The sequence below is a fragment of the Lacibacterium aquatile genome, assembly GCF_042683105.1.
Lineage (GTDB): Bacteria > Pseudomonadota > Alphaproteobacteria > Elsterales > Elsteraceae > Lacibacterium > Lacibacterium aquatile.
In genome coordinates this window covers 1-17910 of record NZ_JBHUIP010000008.1, presented here as the reverse complement: position 1 = coordinate 17910, position 17910 = coordinate 1, and the positions used below count along the sequence as shown (strand labels likewise).

At 63.8% G+C, this 17910-nt stretch carries 17 protein-coding genes and 1 tRNA gene; 15 read left to right on the top strand and 3 right to left on the bottom strand.

Annotated elements, in window-relative coordinates:
- Window positions 1-98: 98 nt before the first annotated feature.
- Window positions 99-185, bottom strand: a tRNA-Leu gene (locus ACFSM5_RS08860).
- A 165-nt stretch (window positions 186-350) separates the two neighbouring features.
- On the opposite strand from ACFSM5_RS08860, the gene lipB reads away from it, so the two are divergent.
- The 5 genes from lipB to ACFSM5_RS08835 all read left to right on the top strand — a co-directional run bounded on the left by lipB (window position 351) and on the right by ACFSM5_RS08835 (window position 4068).
- On the top strand, window positions 351-980 hold the full coding sequence (lipB, locus tag ACFSM5_RS08855; protein ID WP_379875964.1) for a lipoyl(octanoyl) transferase LipB: 630 nt from the start codon (window positions 351-353) through the stop codon (window positions 978-980).
- A 54-nt stretch (window positions 981-1034) separates the two neighbouring features.
- Window positions 1035-1820, top strand: coding sequence for a transporter substrate-binding domain-containing protein (locus tag ACFSM5_RS08850; RefSeq protein WP_379875963.1), 786 nt, complete (start codon window positions 1035-1037; stop codon window positions 1818-1820).
- A 208-nt stretch (window positions 1821-2028) separates the two neighbouring features.
- On the top strand, window positions 2029-2700 hold the full coding sequence (locus ACFSM5_RS08845) for an amino acid ABC transporter permease (RefSeq protein WP_379875962.1): 672 nt from the start codon (window positions 2029-2031) through the stop codon (window positions 2698-2700).
- Window positions 2697-3356 (top strand): amino acid ABC transporter permease, encoded by a 660-nt coding sequence (locus tag ACFSM5_RS08840; RefSeq protein WP_379875961.1) that lies wholly within the window; start codon window positions 2697-2699, stop codon window positions 3354-3356. Before ACFSM5_RS08845 ends, ACFSM5_RS08840 begins: the two co-directional genes overlap by 4 nt.
- On the top strand, window positions 3334-4068 hold the full coding sequence (locus tag ACFSM5_RS08835; protein ID WP_379875960.1) for an amino acid ABC transporter ATP-binding protein: 735 nt from the start codon (window positions 3334-3336) through the stop codon (window positions 4066-4068). Before ACFSM5_RS08840 ends, ACFSM5_RS08835 begins: the two co-directional genes overlap by 23 nt.
- Here the strand turns inward: ACFSM5_RS08835 and ACFSM5_RS08830 are convergent.
- Complete coding sequence (locus ACFSM5_RS08830; protein ID WP_379875959.1) at window positions 4065-4499, bottom strand: GNAT family N-acetyltransferase; 435 nt, start codon at window positions 4497-4499, stop codon at window positions 4065-4067. The two genes, ACFSM5_RS08835 and ACFSM5_RS08830, sit on opposite strands and share 4 nt — an antisense overlap.
- Complete coding sequence (locus ACFSM5_RS08825; protein WP_379875958.1) at window positions 4496-5656, bottom strand: MFS transporter; 1161 nt, start codon at window positions 5654-5656, stop codon at window positions 4496-4498. The genes ACFSM5_RS08830 and ACFSM5_RS08825 overlap by 4 nt, the downstream gene beginning before the upstream one ends.
- A gap of 208 nt (window positions 5657-5864) precedes the next feature.
- Between ACFSM5_RS08825 and ACFSM5_RS08820 the strand changes: the two genes are divergently transcribed.
- The 10 genes from ACFSM5_RS08820 to ACFSM5_RS08775 all read left to right on the top strand — a co-directional run bounded on the left by ACFSM5_RS08820 (window position 5865) and on the right by ACFSM5_RS08775 (window position 17758).
- On the top strand, window positions 5865-6299 hold the full coding sequence (locus ACFSM5_RS08820) for a hypothetical protein (RefSeq protein ID WP_379875956.1): 435 nt from the start codon (window positions 5865-5867) through the stop codon (window positions 6297-6299).
- Between the two features lie 78 nt (window positions 6300-6377).
- Window positions 6378-6899, top strand: coding sequence for a chemotaxis protein CheW (locus ACFSM5_RS08815; protein ID WP_379875955.1), 522 nt, complete (start codon window positions 6378-6380; stop codon window positions 6897-6899).
- Window positions 6896-8338: a CheR family methyltransferase gene (locus ACFSM5_RS08810; protein WP_379875954.1), complete on the top strand. Its 1443-nt coding sequence runs from the start codon at window positions 6896-6898 to the stop codon at window positions 8336-8338. The genes ACFSM5_RS08815 and ACFSM5_RS08810 overlap by 4 nt, the downstream gene beginning before the upstream one ends.
- Complete coding sequence (locus tag ACFSM5_RS08805) at window positions 8332-8913, top strand: chemotaxis protein CheW (RefSeq protein ID WP_379875953.1); 582 nt, start codon at window positions 8332-8334, stop codon at window positions 8911-8913. The genes ACFSM5_RS08810 and ACFSM5_RS08805 overlap by 7 nt, the downstream gene beginning before the upstream one ends.
- A gap of 5 nt (window positions 8914-8918) precedes the next feature.
- Window positions 8919-10595: a methyl-accepting chemotaxis protein gene (locus tag ACFSM5_RS08800; RefSeq protein WP_379875952.1), complete on the top strand. Its 1677-nt coding sequence runs from the start codon at window positions 8919-8921 to the stop codon at window positions 10593-10595.
- Between the two features lie 24 nt (window positions 10596-10619).
- Window positions 10620-12800, top strand: coding sequence for a hybrid sensor histidine kinase/response regulator (locus tag ACFSM5_RS08795; RefSeq protein ID WP_379875951.1), 2181 nt, complete (start codon window positions 10620-10622; stop codon window positions 12798-12800).
- Between the two features lie 26 nt (window positions 12801-12826).
- Window positions 12827-13879, top strand: a complete 1053-nt coding sequence (cheB, locus tag ACFSM5_RS08790; protein WP_417498520.1) for a chemotaxis-specific protein-glutamate methyltransferase CheB — start codon at window positions 12827-12829, stop codon at window positions 13877-13879.
- A complete protein-coding gene (locus ACFSM5_RS08785) occupies window positions 13876-15636 on the top strand; it encodes a response regulator (protein WP_379875950.1) in 1761 nt (586 codons plus the stop codon). Before cheB ends, ACFSM5_RS08785 begins: the two co-directional genes overlap by 4 nt.
- Window positions 15636-17525, top strand: coding sequence for a response regulator (locus tag ACFSM5_RS08780; protein ID WP_379875949.1), 1890 nt, complete (start codon window positions 15636-15638; stop codon window positions 17523-17525). The genes ACFSM5_RS08785 and ACFSM5_RS08780 overlap by 1 nt, the downstream gene beginning before the upstream one ends.
- A 47-nt stretch (window positions 17526-17572) precedes the next feature.
- Entirely contained in the window at window positions 17573-17758 is a 186-nt protein-coding gene (locus tag ACFSM5_RS08775) for a DUF3008 family protein (protein WP_379875948.1), read from the top strand.
- The last annotated feature ends 152 nt before the right edge of the window (window positions 17759-17910 follow it).

The following is a 17910-nucleotide window of genomic DNA, read 5'->3' as shown; positions in this document are numbered from 1 at the left end:
GGAGAGGCGCAAGCGTAGAGGGGCGGGGGGCAGGGCAGCTATGCCCGAATCCTGTAATGACAAAAGGCCCGCTACGGGAGCGGGCCTTTTAAGTCCTATGGTGCGGTCGAGAAGACTCGAACTTCCACTCCCTTTCGGGAACAGCGACCTCAACGCTGCGCGTCTACCAATTCCGCCACGACCGCGTAGGGAACCGTCGGAACAAATGCTCGCTCCGTGGTGGGCCGGGTAAGTATCAGAAGCAGGACAGGTGCGCAAGGGCTATTCGTTCCCGTCAGGGCATTTCGCTTGCCTTGGGACGGTCCCCGTCCTATCTCCCAGCCCAAGGGTTTGAGAAGGGGCCACCAAACATGGTCGAATGGCGCGTAGAGCCTGGGTTGCTGAAGTATGAGGCGGCGGTTGCCGCCATGGAAAAACGCGCCGAGGAGATCTATGAGGGGCAGGCGGGCGAGCTGGTCTGGCTCGTCGAACATCCCCCGCTTTATACCGCAGGCACCTCGGCGCGGGAGGGTGATCTGCTCGACAGCCGTTTCCCCGTCTACCAGACGGGGCGGGGCGGGCAATATACCTATCACGGGCCGGGACAGCGGGTGGCGTACGCCATGCTGGATCTGCGCGAACGGGGGCGTGACGTGCGGGCCTATGTCCATGACCTGGAAGAATGGCTGATCGAAACCTTGGATGCCCTTGGCGTCAATGGCGAGCGGCGCGAAGGCCGCGTCGGCATCTGGGTCCAGCGGGGCGAGGGCGTTCTGGCGCGCGAAGATAAGATCGCGGCTATCGGCGTACGCCTGAAGCGCTGGATCAGTTTTCACGGCATCGCGCTCAATGTAGCGCCGAACCTTGATCATTTCGCGGGCATCATCCCCTGCGGTATCCGCGAACACGGGGTGACCTCGCTCGCCGATCTGGGCAGGCCTGCGGACATGGCAACAGCCGATGCCGCGCTCAAGGCAGCCTTCCTGCGGGTCTTCGGATAGGGTCTGGCACGATCCCTGCTTTTCATCGGTTTTTCCCTCTCGAAGGAAACGACCATGAAGCGCAGGCACTTCCTTTCCACAATCGCTCTTTCCGCCGTAGCCCTGTCCCTGCCCATGGGCGCCCAGGCCGATGCTCTGGCGGATATCACCAAGGCGGGCGTGCTCAAGGTCGCGGTTCCGCAGGATACGCCGCCTTTCGGATCGGTCGGTGCCGACATGGCGCCCCAGGGCTATGACATCGATATGGCCAAGCTCATCGCCGGCAAGCTGGGCGTGAAGGTCGAACTGGTGCCGGTCACCAGTGCCAACCGCATTCCTTATCTGCAGACCCAGAAGGCTGACATCGTCATCTCCAGCCTCGGCAAGAACCCCGACCGCGAGAAAGTGATCGATTTCTCGGCAGCCTATGCCCCCTTCTTCAACGGTGTGTTCGGTCCGGCGGGTGTGGCCGTCAGCAAGGCCGAAGATCTGGCGGGCAAGACCATCGGCGTCACGCGCGGCGCGGTCGAGGATCTGAAGCTGACCGAGATCGCGCCCTCCTCGGCGACCATCAAACGATACGAGGATAACAACGGCACCATCTCCGCCTTCCTGTCGGGGCAGGTGGACCTGATCGCCACCGGCAACGTCATTGCCGCCGCCATCCTGGCCCGCAACCCGCCCAAGAAGCCGGAGATCAAGTTCCTGATCGCGAACTCGCCCTGCTACGTCGGCCTCAATAAGAACGAACCCGCGCTGCTGGCCAAGATCAACGAGATCATCGCGGGGGCTAAAGCCGATGGTTCCCTCAATGTGATCGCCGAGAAATGGCTGGGCGCGAAGGTGCCTGCCGACCTTTAGGCACACCTTATGTTCGTCGTCATCCCGTGGCTTGACCACGGGATCTCCTCCGGGAGCCGGGTCAATTCTTCCTGAGACAGTGTGGAAATGCTCCCGGAGGAGACCTCGGGATCAAGTCCCGGGGTGACGGGAACTTTAGGAGCCAACAGAGGCGATGGATTGGCATCGCCTCTCATTCAGGCAATCCGTTAAAGGCTGGGCGATATCCATGGGCTACAGCTTCGATTTCTCCTCCGTCCTCGGTTATTCCGCCGTGTTGCTGAAGGGCATCCTGATCACGGTGGAACTGACCCTGATCGGCGGTCTGCTAGGGGTAGCACTCGGGATCCTCTGCGCCTGGACGCGCAGTTTCGGGCCAAGGTGGGGGCGTTGGATCGCCACTGCTTATATCGAGATGATCCGCAACACGCCCTTTCTGGTGCAGCTCTTCTTCGTCTTTTTTGGCCTGCCTGCGCTTGGGCTGCGCCTGTCGGAGATGCAGGCGGCCTCCCTCGCCATGGTGCTGAACCTCGGGGCCTATAGCGCGGAGATCATCCGCGCGGGCATCCAGGCAACCGCCAAAGGCCAGTTCGAGGCGGGGGTGAGCCTAGGGATGACGCAGCTCCAGACCTTCCGCTATGTCGTGCTCCTGCCGTCGCTTCAGCGCATCTGGCCCGCGCTCTCCTCGCAGATCGTGATCGTCATGCTGGGGTCGGCCGTGGTCTCGCAGATCGCGGTCGAGGACTTAAGCTTTGCCGCCAACTTCATTCAGTCGCGCAATTTCCGGGCGTTCGAGATGTATTTCGTCACGACCGCGCTCTATCTCGCGTTGGCTTTCCTGCTGCGGCTGATCCTGTCGCGGATAGGCATACACCTCTTTGCCAGGAGGGTCGCGCGATGACGGAATTCACCCTTTGGGACATCGTGCGCAATCTGCTGCTGGCGGCACGCTGGACGGTGGTGCTGTCCTTGGTGGCCTTCGTCTGTGGCGGGCTGCTGGGGCTGGTGGTCCTGATGCTGCGTACCGGCCGTTCCCCCATCGTACGGCAGGTAGCCCGCGGCTATATCGAGCTGTTTCAGGGGACACCGCTGCTGATGCAACTGTTCCTCTGTTTCTTTGGGCTGGCGCTGCTGGGGGTCAATGTCTCGCCCTGGGCGGCAGCCGGGATCGGGCTCACGCTCTGGACCGCGGCCTTTCTTGCTGAGATATGGCGCGGCTGTGTCGAGGCTATCGCCAAAGGCCAATGGGAAGCCTCGGCCAGCCTGGGCATGGGCTATCTGCAGCAGATGCGCTATGTCGTGCTGCCCCAGTCCCTGCGCATCGCCGTGCCGCCCACGGTGGGCTTCTCGGTCCAGGTGGTGAAGGGCACCGCCGTCACCTCGATCATCGGCTTTGTGGAGCTGTCCAAGGCCGGGACGGTGGTCACCAACGCGACCTTCGAGCCCTTCACGGTCTATGGCGTCGTCGCCCTCATCTATTTCGCCCTCTGCTGGCCGCTCTCCAAGGCCAGCCAGTCTTTGGAAAGGCGTCTCAATGCCGCTCATCGCCATCACTGACGTCAAGAAGCGCTTCGGGGATAACGAGGTGCTGAAGGGCATCTCCCTCGATATCGAACCGGGCGAGGTCATCGCCATCATCGGCAAGAGCGGGTCAGGGAAATCGACCCTGCTCCGCTGCATCAACGGGCTGGAGTCCATCGACGAAGGCTCGATCCTGGTCGGCGGGGTGCATCTCTCGACCGAGGAGAGCGCCCTGAAGGCCTTGCGGCTGAAGGTCGGGATGATCTTTCAGCAGTTCAATCTGTTCCCCCATCTGTCGGCGGGCGGCAATGTCATGCTGTCGCCCCAGGTGGTGAAGAAGGCGGCGAAGGCGCCAACCGAAGAACTGGCCAAGAAGATGCTGGAGCGGGTGGGCCTCGGCCATAAGTTCGACGCCTATCCCGATCAGCTTTCGGGCGGTCAGCAGCAGCGGGTGGCGATTGCGCGCGCCCTGGCGATGGAGCCGATGGCCCTGCTGTGCGACGAAATCACCTCCGCCCTCGACCCCGAACTGGTGGCCGAAGTGCTGGCCGTGGTGAAGTCCCTGGCATCCGAGGGAATGACTCTGGTCATGGTAACGCACGAGATGCGCTTTGCCCGCGAGGTCTGCGACCGCGTGGTCTTCATGCACCAGGGCCGGGTGCATGAGATCGGCCCGCCGGAGGAGGTCTTCGCCCATCCGAAGACCCCGGAGCTTCAACAGTTCCTGGGCGTCGCAGCGGCGGCCTAGGTGGTCAGCACCAGGCGGTAGGCGTTGGTATCGCGCAGGACAAAACCCAGGCGGCGGTAAAGCCGGTTGGCGGCCTCCCGGGATGGGCGCGAGGTCAGATCGATCTTTTTGGCTCCATGATCTCGGGCCAAACGGATCGCCGCCTGGATCAGAGCTTCGCCGAGGCCCTGCCCACGATGGCTGTCCAGGACCACTACGTCATCGATAAAGCAGCGGCTGCCGGTGGCTGTCCGGATGGTGACGAGCGTGGTCATGCCGATGATTACGCCTTCCGACTGTGCGATCAGCATGTCGTTTGTCGGGGAGGCCAGAATGGCGGCGAGATCCGCTTGGCTGGGGGCCGGCGCATCAGACGAGAGCTGAGCGACCAGGGCGGCAATATCCTGGGTCGCTTCCGGCGTTGCGACGATCAGACGGGTGATGTCTGTCATGATGCCGCCGCCGATCGCTGACCCAGTTTTTTAGCATAGAAGGCGAGAGCCAGGGCCAGCGCTCCGAAGGCAACGCCGATCCAGGGGAGCTGGGCGTAGGTCGCACCGGCGGTTAGCGCGATCCCACCCACCCAGGCACCAGCGGCATTGCCAAGGTTGAAGGCGCTGTGGATCAAGGTTGCCGAGACGTTGGGCGCGTCCTTGGCGTAATCCAGCACCCGCGTCTGCAAGGCCGGGCCGGGGGCGAAGGTGGCGGCTCCCAGCAGGAAGAAGGTGACGCTGGCGGTCCAGGCCCAGAAGCTCGTCACGGTCAGCGCCAGATACAGCGCCAGCAGAACGCCGAAGACGCCCAGGATCGCCGCCATCTGATTGCGGTCGGCAAGCTTCCCGCCCAGCAGCACACCCGTCAGGTTACCTGCGCCGAACAGCAGCAGGACCGCCGAAATCTCGGCGGTCGTCATGCCCGCCGTGCTTTCCAGCAGCGGCGCGATGTACGTCAGGACCGAGAAGAGGGCGATGGAGATGGTCGCGCTCATGCCCAGGGTCAGCAGGACCTGCGGGCGGCCCAGCACCACGAATTCGCGCAGCATGCTGGTCGAGGGTTTATCCTGGGGCTTGGGCTTCACGAAAATCACCAGCAGCGCGGTCGCCAGGATGGCGATGGGCAGCAGCGCCCAGAAGGTCGACCGCCAGCCCATCTCGTGCCCCAGCATAGTGCCCAGCGGCACCCCGCCGACATTGGCCAGGGTCAGGCCGGAGAACATGAGGGCGATGGCGCTCGACCGTTTCTCGTAAGGCACCAGGTCGGCCGCGACCACCACGCCGATCCCGAAGAAGGAAGCATGGGAGAGGGCGGTCACGATGCGCGCGATCATCAGCAGTGTGTAATTGGGCGCGATGGCGCAGAGGATATTGCCGGTGATGAAAATGCCGATCAGCCATAACAGGGCGCGTTTGCGCTCCAGCCGCCCCGCGAACAGCGTGACCACCGGCCCGCCGAAGGTGACGGTCAGGGCATAGGCGCTCACCAGCAGCCCCGCCGCCGGGATGCTGACGCCGAGGTCTATCGACAGGTCGGGAAGTAGTCCCATGATGACAAATTCGCTGGTGCCGATCGCGAAGGTGGCGACGGCAAGCGCGATCAGCGCTGGAGGCATGGCGGTTTCTTTCGAGGCAGGCTTTTTGAGGCGAGGCAGTTTGTTTTTCCGCGATCTAAGCCCTGTGGCAGCCATAGGGCAAGCAGACCGTCGTGGTGAGTCAAACTTAGGGCGCGGGTGAGTCAAAACCGTGACGCTGTCATTTGTCTGCTGACCTGGGGCTGCGCCTTGGTAAAGCTAGGCGTCCCTCAAGGGAGGAGACGTCCCCATGAAAATAAAAAACGGCGCCGAGAAGGTTCTCTTCTGGCGAAATCGCGCCGACGTCACGCTGGTTCTGGCACGCGGTTCAACCGAGGTTGGCCGCTGCCAGCTGCCCATCGATCCCCAGTCACTGACGGGGGATATCTGGCATATGATCGCCTGCTGCCTGCGCGCGATGGCAGGGGATGCCCGCCGCGATGCCCATGATGGCATGGTGATCCAGCCCGTGCCGGTGCGCGATCCGGCTGACGGGACTGCCCATACCCTCATCCATATTCCCTTCGGCCCCCGCGGCGATAACAGGCTGGAGATTGCAAGCAATCTCTATCCGCTGCCGGAGGCTGTGCGGACCCGGCATCTGTCGCGCCTGGCCGATGAATTCGAAGCTTGTGCACGGCTGGCCGATCAATATGCCCGTCCTGCCCTGGAACCTGCGGCGTGAGTCTTCCCTTCGTGTCACGGCTCGGACTAGTATCCCGTTCGTAGGCCGATCTTTTTGATGCGGTTCCCGGGGGCAGGCATGGCGATAGCAGAGACGCAAGAACGGCATTACGTCGTCTTCGGCATCGCCGGGCGCCGATGTGCCCTGGTGCGTGAGGCCGTGCGTGGTTTGCTGCCCTTGCCCAATCTCTGGCGTCCCCCCGGTACTCCCCAGATTCTGGCTGGTTTTGTCAATGTCGCGGGCGATGCGGTCGCGGTGCTGGATCTGAAGCGTCTGTTCGGGCTTGCCGCCGATGTGTCCGACAAGGAAAGCGAGTTTTATCGCCATCTTATCTTGGTCGATGGCGTGCTGTCCGACCGGCCGGTTGCCCTGCTGGTCGACAGGGTGCAGGCCGTGACCCGTCTCCCTGATGACGTGCTGCAACCGCTGACTGGCGATGCCAGCCAGAACGGCGTGCTGGAGGCTGAAGCAGCGGTCGATGGCGAATTGGTGCATATCCTCTCGCTGTCCCGCCTGTTGCTCGATGCCGAGCGCGCGGGACTGGCGGATCTGGAACGCGAGGCGGCGGCCCGTATCGGCGAATGGGCCGGCGCCTCATGAGCCCGGGCGCCGGGCGCACCGAAGCTCCCGTGACAGCCGTGGTGAACGGCGCGTTCCTCGCCTTGAAAGAGCGGGTGATCGCCCGTACCGGCCATTTCTATTATCAGGATAAGGACGATCTGCTGTGGGATCGCGTCCTGCGTCGCATGCTGGCGACCGGGCGCTCCGATTGTCAGGCCTATCTCGATCTGCTGGCGGAAAGCGACGGGGAATGGGCGGCGCTCGAGGCCGATATCACGATCGGGGAGACCTTCTTTTTCCGTTATGGCGAACAGTTCGCGGCCCTGCGCGAAACGATCCTGCCCGACCTGATCGCCCGGAATGCCGAAGAGAAGCGCCTGCGTATCTGGAGTGCTGGCTGCGCCACGGGGGCGGAGGCCTATTCGGTCGCCATCGTCTTGCGCGAGTTGTTGGGCGATGCTTTTGCAGACTGGCGGATCAGCATTCTTGGCACCGACATCAACGAGCGCTTCCTGGGAATCGCCCGCGAGGGGCGGTTCGGGCGTTGGGCCTTGCGGGTTCTGGATGCTGAAAAGCGCGCCGCTTATTTTACCCAGAATGGCGAGAATGACTGGAGCCTGCGCCCGCGCTATCGCGGTGTGGTTCGGTTCGAGCGTCATAATCTGCTGAGCCTGACCGACGGTACCTCGCCGCTGGAGATGAGCGATTTCGATCTGGTGCTCTGCCGGAATGTGCTGATCTATTTCCATCCCGACATGGTGGTGCAGATCGTGGCGGGTCTGCGCAGAAGCCTGCGCGAAGGCGGCTGGATGCTGCTGGGCCATGCCGAACCTAATCCCGTCTTCGAGCGGATCATGCGGACGGTGAACCTGCCCGGCACCGTCGCCTATCGCAATATGCCGCCCGAGAGCGCGCCACAATTGGACGTGCCGCAACTCGCCGCACTGGCTGCACCGGCGCCGATGGCGGAACCGCTTGTACCGCGTCCCAAGCCCGTACCCAAGCCGGCCCCGGTGCATGCCGCTGTTGTCGAGCAGACCCAGGTTGTCGGAGAGACTATCGACGATCTGCTGGCTGCAGTGCGCAGGCTTGCCGATGCAGGCGACCTGCGGGGGGCGTTGGCAATCTGCGACCATGCGCTCGACGCGGCGCCGACCGATGCGCGGCTCCAGTATTACGCGGGCATGATCCATCAAGGACTGGGGCAGATGCCAATCGCGGAAAAGGCTTTCCGGCGCGCGCTCTATCTCAATCAGGGGTTCGTGATGGCCCAGCTTGGACTGGGATTACTGCTGGTAGGGAGCGGTCGGCGCGCGCAGGGGCAGCGTTATATTGCCAATGCCGCGCAACTTTCGGCATCCTGGCCGGCCGATGATCCGGTGCCGGAAGGGGATGGCATGACTGCGGCGCAACTGCGTCAGATTGCACGGAATGCGCTGGCCCGCACGTCTGCCAAGAAGGGGCGGTCGCCATGGTAGACCGCAGCAAACAATTAGCCCGCCGGATGGAGGCGATGGCCCAGGCCCGGCGCGAGCGGATGCTGGATCGCCGGACCCAGGATATCGCCCGCCCGCCAGCCCAGGCAGCGGCTATGGGCGAAGCCATGCTGGTGCTGAGCGCCGGGGGAGCCTCCTATGGCCTGCCGGTGGCAAGCGTGGCCGAGGTGTTGCCCCATAAGCCTTGTGTGCCCGTGGTGGGTGCGGCGCTGGCGATGCTGGGCGTCTTCTCGCGCGGTGGACGCATGGTCAGTGCCCTCGATCTGGCGGCTATTCTATCCGGCCGTATGTCCGCGGCGGATGGCGGCTACCTTGTGGTTCTGCGTGGTGTCGAACCGCCCATTGCCCTGCGGGTCGACGCTGTAACCGGCACGGGTGATGTAAGGCGCGTTGCGTCGGTCGATATCGCAGACGGTGCCGCCGGCGGCGAGCGCGATGCCGTGGTTGCCTATGGCAGCCTGTTGTCCGATCCGACGGCACCTCTTGCCGGACTTATTGATCTTGGGCGCCTGCTGCGCCCCTTCCTCCTTCCAACCTCCCCCTCAATCGGAGCATGACCGCCGTGTCGATTTCGATCGCCAACCGCATCCTTCTCGGCTTTGCCCTCATCACGGCGATGCTGATCGGCATCGGCATATATGCCCTCAATCAGGTGGAGCGGGTCAGTACCACGGCAGCGGGGCTCGCCACCCGTGATGTGATTGTGATCAAGAAGATTGAGGCGATCCGCGAATCCGAGCGCCAGATGCGCGATACACGCCAGGCTCTGGTGACGGAATATCTGCTGCGTTCGCTCGGGCGCCCGACTCAGCAAGGGCCGGATCTCGCCGCACAATGGCGCCGTCAGGCTGGAGCAGCGGATGCCGCCATCGCCGATACGATTGCCCAAGTGAATCAGTATCGCAGTCAGGCGACCTCGCCGGAGCGGATCAATGCCTGGAGCCAGATCAGCCAGCGCTTCACGGCTCTTGCCGCCGATATGCGCCAGCTGCAGGACCAGACGGAACGCCAGTTCTCTGCGACCGCAATCAATGACGCGCCCGGCGTCCAGGCGGCTGACAATGGGGTCGTCCAGGCACGCGACGCCTTCTTTGCCAATCTGGCCGTCGCGCGGACCGAGGTTGATCGCGGCATCGATGCAGGGCGTAAGGTGGCGGAGGATATCTATTCCGAAAGCTATTATTCGGTCCTGATCTCGATTGCCGTCGCGGCCATCTTCGCTGGGATCATCAGCATGGCGATCCGGGGTTCGATCACCGCGCCGCTGGCCCAGTTCATGGCGTTTGTCGAGCGTGTCGGCCATGGCGATCTGACCGGTCAGACCATCGTCACCCGCAATGACGAACTGGGGCGGCTGGGCGAAACTCTGAACGCCATGGTTGTCGGCCTGCGCCAGCTTGCCAAACAAAGCCGGGAAGTGACCGAGAATCTGAATGCCGCCGCCGCTGAGATCCGCGCCTCCACCCAGGAGCAGGCGGCCAGCGTCGAAGAGCAGCTTGCCGCCGTGCAGGAAACCGCCGCCACGGTGGACGAGATCACCCATGCAGGCAGCCAGATCGGCAAGCGCGCGCAGGAAGTGATCGCGACCGCCCAGGCGACCGCCCATACCAGCACCGCCGGTCTGCGCGCGGTCGAAGAAACGGCCAAGGCCATGGACGCCATCCGCGAGCAGGGAGAGGCGGTGGCGGAAAACATCGTCGCCCTGAGCGAGAAGACGATTGCGATCAGCGAGATCATCGCCACCGTAAACGACGTCTCCGAACGCTCGCATCTGCTGGCGCTGAATGCGGCCATCGAAGCGGCAGCGGCGGGCGAAAGCGGTCGCAGCTTCGCCATCGTAGCGGCTGAAATGAAAGTACTGGCGGATCAGGCCAAGGAGGCGACGACCCAGGTGCGCTCGATCCTTGGCGATATCCAGCGCGGCATCAATACCTCGGTCATGCTGGCGGAGGAGGCGGTGAAGCGCGTCGTCGCGGGCAAGGAGCGGACCGATACCACCCAGCGCACCATCGAGGAAATCACCGGCCGGGTGCAGGAAGGCGTGCAGACCTTCCAGCAGATCGTCGCCTCGACCAATCAGCAGCAGCTTGGCATCGAACAGGTGATGGCAGCCTTGCAGAATATCCGTCAGGCCAGCCAGCAGACAGCGGCGGGTACCCGCCAGCTCGATGGGGCGGCGGGCAACCTCAGTTCGCTGTCGCAACAGCTTGTGACCATGACGGACCGGTATCGGCTTTAAGAGAAAAGGCGACGGACAGCCATCGTGACGGACCTTCGCGCCCAACTTCTGGCGGCCTTCGATATCGAGCATCGCGAGCATCTCGAGGCGATCCGTGCTGTCCTGGCGCTGGCGGCCAAGGATGCATCCGTCGATTTCAAGGATGCGTTCCGCCGGGCCCATAGCCTGAAGGGGGCGGCACGGGCGGTTGACCTTCCCGCTGTCGAAGACGTGGCCAATAGGTTGGAAGCGATCCTGGCGCGCTTGAGCGAGGGAACGCTGGCCGTCGATCCACCCTTGCTCAAGGGGCTGCATCTGGGTCTGGATGCGGTGGAGCGCTATGTGGCCGACCTCGCCGGTTCGCCGCTGATTGCGCCGGGGGTTACCGAAACTCTGGACCTGCTGGCGCAAGGCTTGGCTGCCCCCAATCCGCAGACCCCGCCTGTTCAGGCATCAGCATCCCCGGCCCCAGCGGTTGCCTATTTGCGGGTCGCGACGGAGCAGGTCGAAGATCTGCTGCGACAGATGCACGATTGGAACAGCGACCTGCTGGGCGTGGAAGCCGTCGGTGCGGGCTTCGTCTCCATTGATCGGCAGGTGCGTGCGCTCCGGCGCGATTGGGACAGACTGGCCGTCAAGCCACGCGCGGCAGACGGACGCGGGGCCGATGCCTTGCGTGATTTCGACCGCCAGCTCAAGGATCTGTTCCGGGGACTGGGGGCTTTGTCGCGCGATTATCGCCGGGCCGCCTGGGTGCTGGGGAATACCAGTCGTCGCTTGCAGAAAGGGGTCGCGGAGATCGCCCTGGTTCCGGTTTCGTCGGTCTATGGCGAATTCGGCCGGATGGTGCGGGACATGGCGCGCGATCAGGGCGTCGATGTGGCGGTGATAACCGAAGGGTTCGATCTTCAGGTCGACCGGCAGGTCTTGCAGAAGCTCAAAGATCCGACCCTGCATCTGCTGCGCAACGCTGTCGGCCATGGCGGCGAGGCGGCGGAGGTTCGGCGGGCCAAGGGGAAACCGGCCGAGCTGACCATCACCCTGGCTTTCGCCTCCAAAGGGGGGCGCCTGGAAGTCATGGTGCGTGACGACGGCCCCGGCCCGGATCTGGCCCGGATCCAGACGACGGCGGTAGAGCGCGGCCTGTTACCTGCGCCGACCCGAAGCGCCCCGCGCCTGTCGGCGGACCAATTGCTAAGCATCGTTTTCGCGCCGGGCTTCTCCACCGCTATCGCTGTCGACCGTCTGTCGGGCAGAGGCATGGGCCTGTCGGTTGTTGCTGAAGCGGTCCGGGCGCTCCATGGCAGCGTCATCCTGCGGGCCGGAACTCCATTCGGGGCGGAGGCGGTGGTCTCCGTGCCGCTCCAGGCATCGCGCCAGACTATTTTGTCGGTGGATGCAGGCGGCCTTACCTATGCGATCCCGACCCATGGGGTGGAGCGTCTGTTGCGCCTGCCGGTGAGCGCCATCGAGAATGCCGACGGGCGTTCGGCGGTTCGGATCCAGATAGCGGGCAATGACGTTATGGTTCCGATCATGGGCATGGCGTCACTCTTAGGGGCCGCGAATGCGGCAGTCCCCGTTGAAGGGGATACGATCAAGGCCGTTCTGCTACGGCGGGGCGAGCGGCGCTGTGCGCTTGCCGTCGATGGCTTCCACGATGTGCATCAGGCGCTGATCGGCGAGGCCCATGCGGTGGGCATCGACCGCGATATCGTCTCCGGCGCGATCATTGAGGGCGGCGAACCGGCCTTGGTGCTCGATCCCGATGCGCTGGTGCGGCGCTGGATGCGCAGTGACGCGGGCCGGATGGCGGGCAGCCTCGGTCTGCTGCCGCGACAGGAAGCCGATGAACTTGCCCCGACCGTGTTGGTGGTCGACGACAGCATCACGACCCGCACCTTGCAGAAGAGCATTCTGGAGGCCCAGGGTTATCGGGTGCTGCTCAGCGTCGATGGGGCAGAAGCGCTTCAGCTTTTGCGCTCCGGCACCGTCATGATCGATCTGGTGGTGGCGGACGTCGAGATGCCCCGCATGGACGGATTCTCGCTGCTGCAGGCGGTGAAGAATGACGCCGGTCTGGCGACGATCCCCTTCATCCTGATGACATCGCGGGAATCGCCCGAGGATGTCCGGCGAGGGCTGGATCTGGGCGCCGATGCCTACCTCACCAAACAGAAGTTCGACCAGCGCGACCTGCTGGCGACCATCGGGCGGCTGCTGTGAGAGGCGGCGGGCAATTGGGAAACCGCGTGGTTCCCGTGCGCGTTATGATCGTCGAGGATTCGACGGTGGTGCGCCAACTGCTGGCCGCGCTCATCACCCAGGACGCGCGCCTGATGCTGGTGGCGGCAGTGGCCTCTGCGGAGGAAGCCTATCAGGAAATCCCTCGGGTCCGCCCGGACGTCATCTCCATGGATATCCGCCTGCCGGGCGACAGTGGCCTCGACGCCACGCGGCGCATCATGGCGGAATGGCCGACGCCTATCGTGGTGATCGCCGATAGCGTCAATGACGGCTCCCTGAAGATCTCCATGAATGCCCTGCGGGCCGGGGCCTTGAGCGTGGTCGAAAAGCCCGTCGGTATCGCCTCGGACGGTTATGCGGATCTGGCGGAAACCATCTGCACCCAGCTTTATATCATGAGTCAGGTGCCGGTGATCCGGCAGCGCGCGCCCAGGGCGCCGCTGGTACGCAAGCTGGCAGGCGAGAGTGCTGCCGCTATCCCCGTCGTCCCCAGCCTCGTCGCGCTGGCAGCCTCCACGGGTGGTCCGCCTGCGCTTGCCAAGGTCCTGAGTGCGTTACCGACAGATTATCCTGCGCCGGTGTTGGTCGTTCAGCATATGGGGCCGGCCTTCATGGAAGGCTTTGCCTCCTGGCTCGATGGTCTGATCGATCTGCCGGTGAGTCTGGCCCGTGACGGCGAAACCGCCTTGGCGGGCCGGGTCTATGTGGCGCCGGGTAACAGCCATCTGACGGTGGAGCCGGGGAATATCCTGCGCCTTGGCTATGAGCAGCCTTTGTCCGGCCAGCGCCCATCGGCAACCATCCTGTTCCAATCCCTGGCCCGCACCCTGGGGCCGCGCGGCCTGGGTGTCATTCTGACCGGCATGGGCGAGGATGGCGCGCGCGGGTTGCTCGAGATGCGTCAATCCGGGGCCTATACGATTGCCGAAAGCGAACAGACCTGCGTGGTCTATGGCATGCCCGCTGCTGCCGTAAAGCTGGGGGGCGCACGGGTCAGCCTGCCACTTGACAGCATCGGCCCGCGCCTGGTGCAACTGGCTGGGGTGGGCGGCGCATGACCGCCGCCATCGCACCCTTGATTCCCCGTGCTGCCCGTATCCTCGTCGTCGAGGATAGCGAGACCCAGGCTCTCCAGATTCGCAGCCAGCTGGAGGCTCAGGGCTTCAATGTTACCACGGTTCCTTCAGCTGAAGGGGCTTTGGCGCGTCTCAATGATCGTCTGCCCGATCTGCTGATTGTCGACCTGCATCTGCCGGGCATGAACGGCGATGAGTTTGTGCGCCAGCTGCGGCTCAACGGGGGTACCCGCGCCTTGCCGGTCCTGATGCTGACCGGCGCGAATGAACGCGAGCAGGAACGGCTGGGTCTGGAAAGCGGTGCCGATGCCTATGTGGCGAAATCGGCCGACTGGGATCTGATCGTTCTGCGTATGCGCGCGCTGCTGCGCCGTCGTCCCGACGATGATCCCGACGCCCATCTGCTGCGGGAACCTAGTCCATCCCTTGCGACCTTCCGCCGGGCACGGGTGATGATCCAGCATCACAGTGCGACCTTCCGCCTGTATCTCGAAGGTCTGGCGGCGCAGGAGGGTTACGAGATCCAGGTGGCGACAGATGAGCGCGCGTTGCTCGATATCGCGTCCTCCTCGGCGACGGCGCCTGATGCCATCCTGCTCGATACCTCCACCGGCAATCCGGGCGGGGTAGAGCTTTGCCGCCGTCTGAACGTGCTGCGGAACATCACCGGCGCGCCGGGCCTGGAGCCGCCGTCCTTCCATATCATCTGCATCGGCAGCGATGGCGAGGCGGCCAAGCAGGTGCTGGAGGATGCTTTCGCGGCCGGGGCCGATGATTTCATTCCCTCCAGCATCGATGCTGAAAGCCTGCGCGTGCGGGTCCGTACCCTGGTGCGCCGCAAGCTGTTGCAGGACGAAGATCGGCGGATCGAGAGCGAGCTGCGGGCGCGTGAACTCGCCATTGCTCGCGCCCAGACGGCTGCCGCCGCTGCGGCTGCCCGTGCCTCCATGGCCGACGAACTGGCCCAGGCGAATGCCGAGCTGGCGGCGGCCAACCAGACCCTGAAGGACACCCAGGCCAAGCTGGTGCAGGCCGCCAAGATGGCGTCGCTCGGCGAACTCGTCGCCGGTATCGCCCATGAGATCAACAATCCGCTCGCCTTCATTGTCGCCCATCAGGGGACGGTCGAGCGGCTGCTGCGCGATGTCGCGTCCAAGGTGCCGACGGATGGTCCCGTCGCCTCGGTGGAGAAGGCCCGCACCCGCCTGGACAGCATGCGCCTGGGCTTGAAGCGTATTCAGGATCTGGTGCTGAACCTGCGCAAATTCTCCCGCCTCGACGAAGCGGGTGCCCAGACCATCGATGTGCGCGAGGCCATTGATATCGTGCTGGCGCTGCTGGCCCATAAGCTGTCGAGCCGTATCATCGTCACCCGGGACCACGAGGGCGCGGCAAACCTCTATTGCTCGCCTGCCATCTTCAATCAGGTCATGATGAACATCGTCGGCAACGCTGCCGATGCCATTGAAGGCGATGGGTCCATCGCGATCCGCACCCACAGCGACGGGCAGAATTACATCATCGAGATATCCGATAGCGGCCCCGGCATCCCGGAAGAGATGCGCGAGAGGATCTTTGAGCCTTTCTTCACGACCAAACCGGTTGGAACGGGAACCGGACTTGGGCTTGCAATCGCCTATAGTGTCGTGCAAGCACACGACGGTACGATTTCCGTGGGCACGGGACCGAAGGGCGGCGCCTGCTTCACGATCAGCATTCCCCTGAAGGGCACCAACTGATGTCGCAGCTACTCCAAGCCGGTCAGCGGGGGACCATCCTGGTCGTCGACGACGAACAGGATATCCTCACGGCCGTCGAGGATCTTTTCGAAGAAGAATTCCGCGTGCTCGCCACCACCCAGCCCGAAGAGGCGCTGGCGATCCTGGCGGTGGAGCGGGATGTGGCGGTCATCATCTCCGATCAGCGGATGCCCGGCCTGACGGGCGAGGAGTTCCTGGCCCGGGCGCGCGAACTGACCGATGCCGAGGGGATTCTGCTGACGGGCTACGCCGATCTCAGCGCTGTTGTGGGGGCGCTGAACCGCTCGCGCATCGTCGGCTATGTGCCAAAGCCCTGGGACAGCGACACGCTGCGCTCCATGGTCGCCAGTGCCTTCGGGCGTTGGGAATTGGGCCGGGCTTTGCTGCTGGAGCGCTCGCTGCTGACCGGGTTGCTCAATCACGTAGAAGCCGCAGTTTCCTTCAAGGACAGTATCGGCCGAATTGTGCGCCTGAATGGGGCCAAGGCATCGAAACTAGGGGTTAGCGTCGCTGAAGCTCTGGGGCGGGAGGAGAGCGAGTTCCTGACCCCCGAAGCCGCCGGGCAACTGGCGAACTTCGAAGCCGAGGTGATCGATATCGGCAAACCGACCGAAGAAACCATCGAAACCCGCCAGGGTGCCGCCGTCACCTGGACTCAGGTGCAGCGTGTACCCTTGTTCGATGCCGCAGGCGATCTGCATCATCTGGTGACCATCGAACAGGATGTGTCGGAGCGTAAGCAGATCGAAGGCCGCATGCGTCAGGCCGACAAGATGCAGGCATTGGGGACGCTCGCTGGCGGCGTCGCCCATGACTTCAACAATCTGCTGACCGCCATCATCGGCAGCCTGGATCTCGCCATGGGGCGCATGCCGCCCGATCCCAAGCTGGAACGGCTGCTCAACAACGCCAATACCGCTGCCAAGCGCGGGGCGTCGCTGACCCATCGTCTGCTCAGCTTCTCTCGTCGGCATGACGTCCGGTCCGAGGTCACGGACGTGAATGGGCTGATCGGGGCGATGGATGGGCTGTTGCAGCCGACCCTTGGCCCGACCATCCGCATCGAACATGATCACCAGCCCGGCACCTGGTGTGCGGAGATCGATCCGGATCAGTTGGAACTGGCGGTGCTGAACCTCTGTGTGAATGCCCGCGATGCCATGCCGAATGGTGGCACCATCACCCTGCGCACCCGTTGCGAGTCGCTGGAGGAGCAGAGTGCGCTGGCCCTGCCGCCGGGCGACTATGTGGTGGTGTCGGTCATCGACAACGGAGCGGGTATCCCGCCCGAAATCCAAAGCCGGGTGTTCGAACCCTTCTTTACGACCAAGGACGTGGGCAAGGGAACCGGCCTTGGCCTGTCCATGGTCTATGGCCTCGCCCAGCAGGTCGGCGGGGCGGTGTCGCTCTGTTCGGAAATGGGCAAGGGGACCGCGATCCATATCTATCTGCCCCGGTGCGACAAGCCTGCCACGGCAAAGGTCGAAGCCAAGACGGCCGTTCCCGAAGGCCGCCGGGCGCGTGTGCTGATCGTCGATGACGATCCGACCGTCCGGGCGGTGCTGGCGGCCTATGTCAGCGATCTGGGGCACGAGATGATCGAGGCGACCGATGGCCCGTCGGCCCTGACGGTGTTACAACGCCTGCCCATTGATCTGATGATCGCCGACGTGGTCATGCCGGGGATGAGCGGCACCGAACTGGCGCGCACCGCCGAGGAACGTTATCCTGATCTGCAGATCCTGCTGGTGACGGGCTACGAAGGCACGGCGGAGGTGCCGGCCCATCTACCTGTCCTGCGCAAACCCTTCCAGCGCGAGGATATCGCCCGCCAACTGGCGGAGGTTTTTGCGGGAAACCCGGCGTAGGACTGCCGCTTTAGACGGGGCATAGACCCTTTCTAATGGAGGCTGTGATGCCCGCCAAATCCCAAGCCCAGCAGAAAGCCGCCGGTGCCGCCCTTTCGGCCAAACGTGGCGATCAGAAAGTCGGCGACCTCAAAGGCGCGTCCAAGTCGATGTATAAATCGATGACGGAGGCGGAACTGAAGGATCTTGCCGAGACCAAGCACAAGGGCAAACCGGAGCACGTGAGGGATTGAGGGCTGATCCATGAGTCAGGTAGATCAGTAATACACAAATGATCTATCTGACTCATGAGTCGCGACGCTTCAAACAAGAACCGTCATCCTTATCTGTTGCGGTCTGTTTCTGAGAGAGCAGACTTGAGACGGTCGCCGAGCCCTGCGTCATC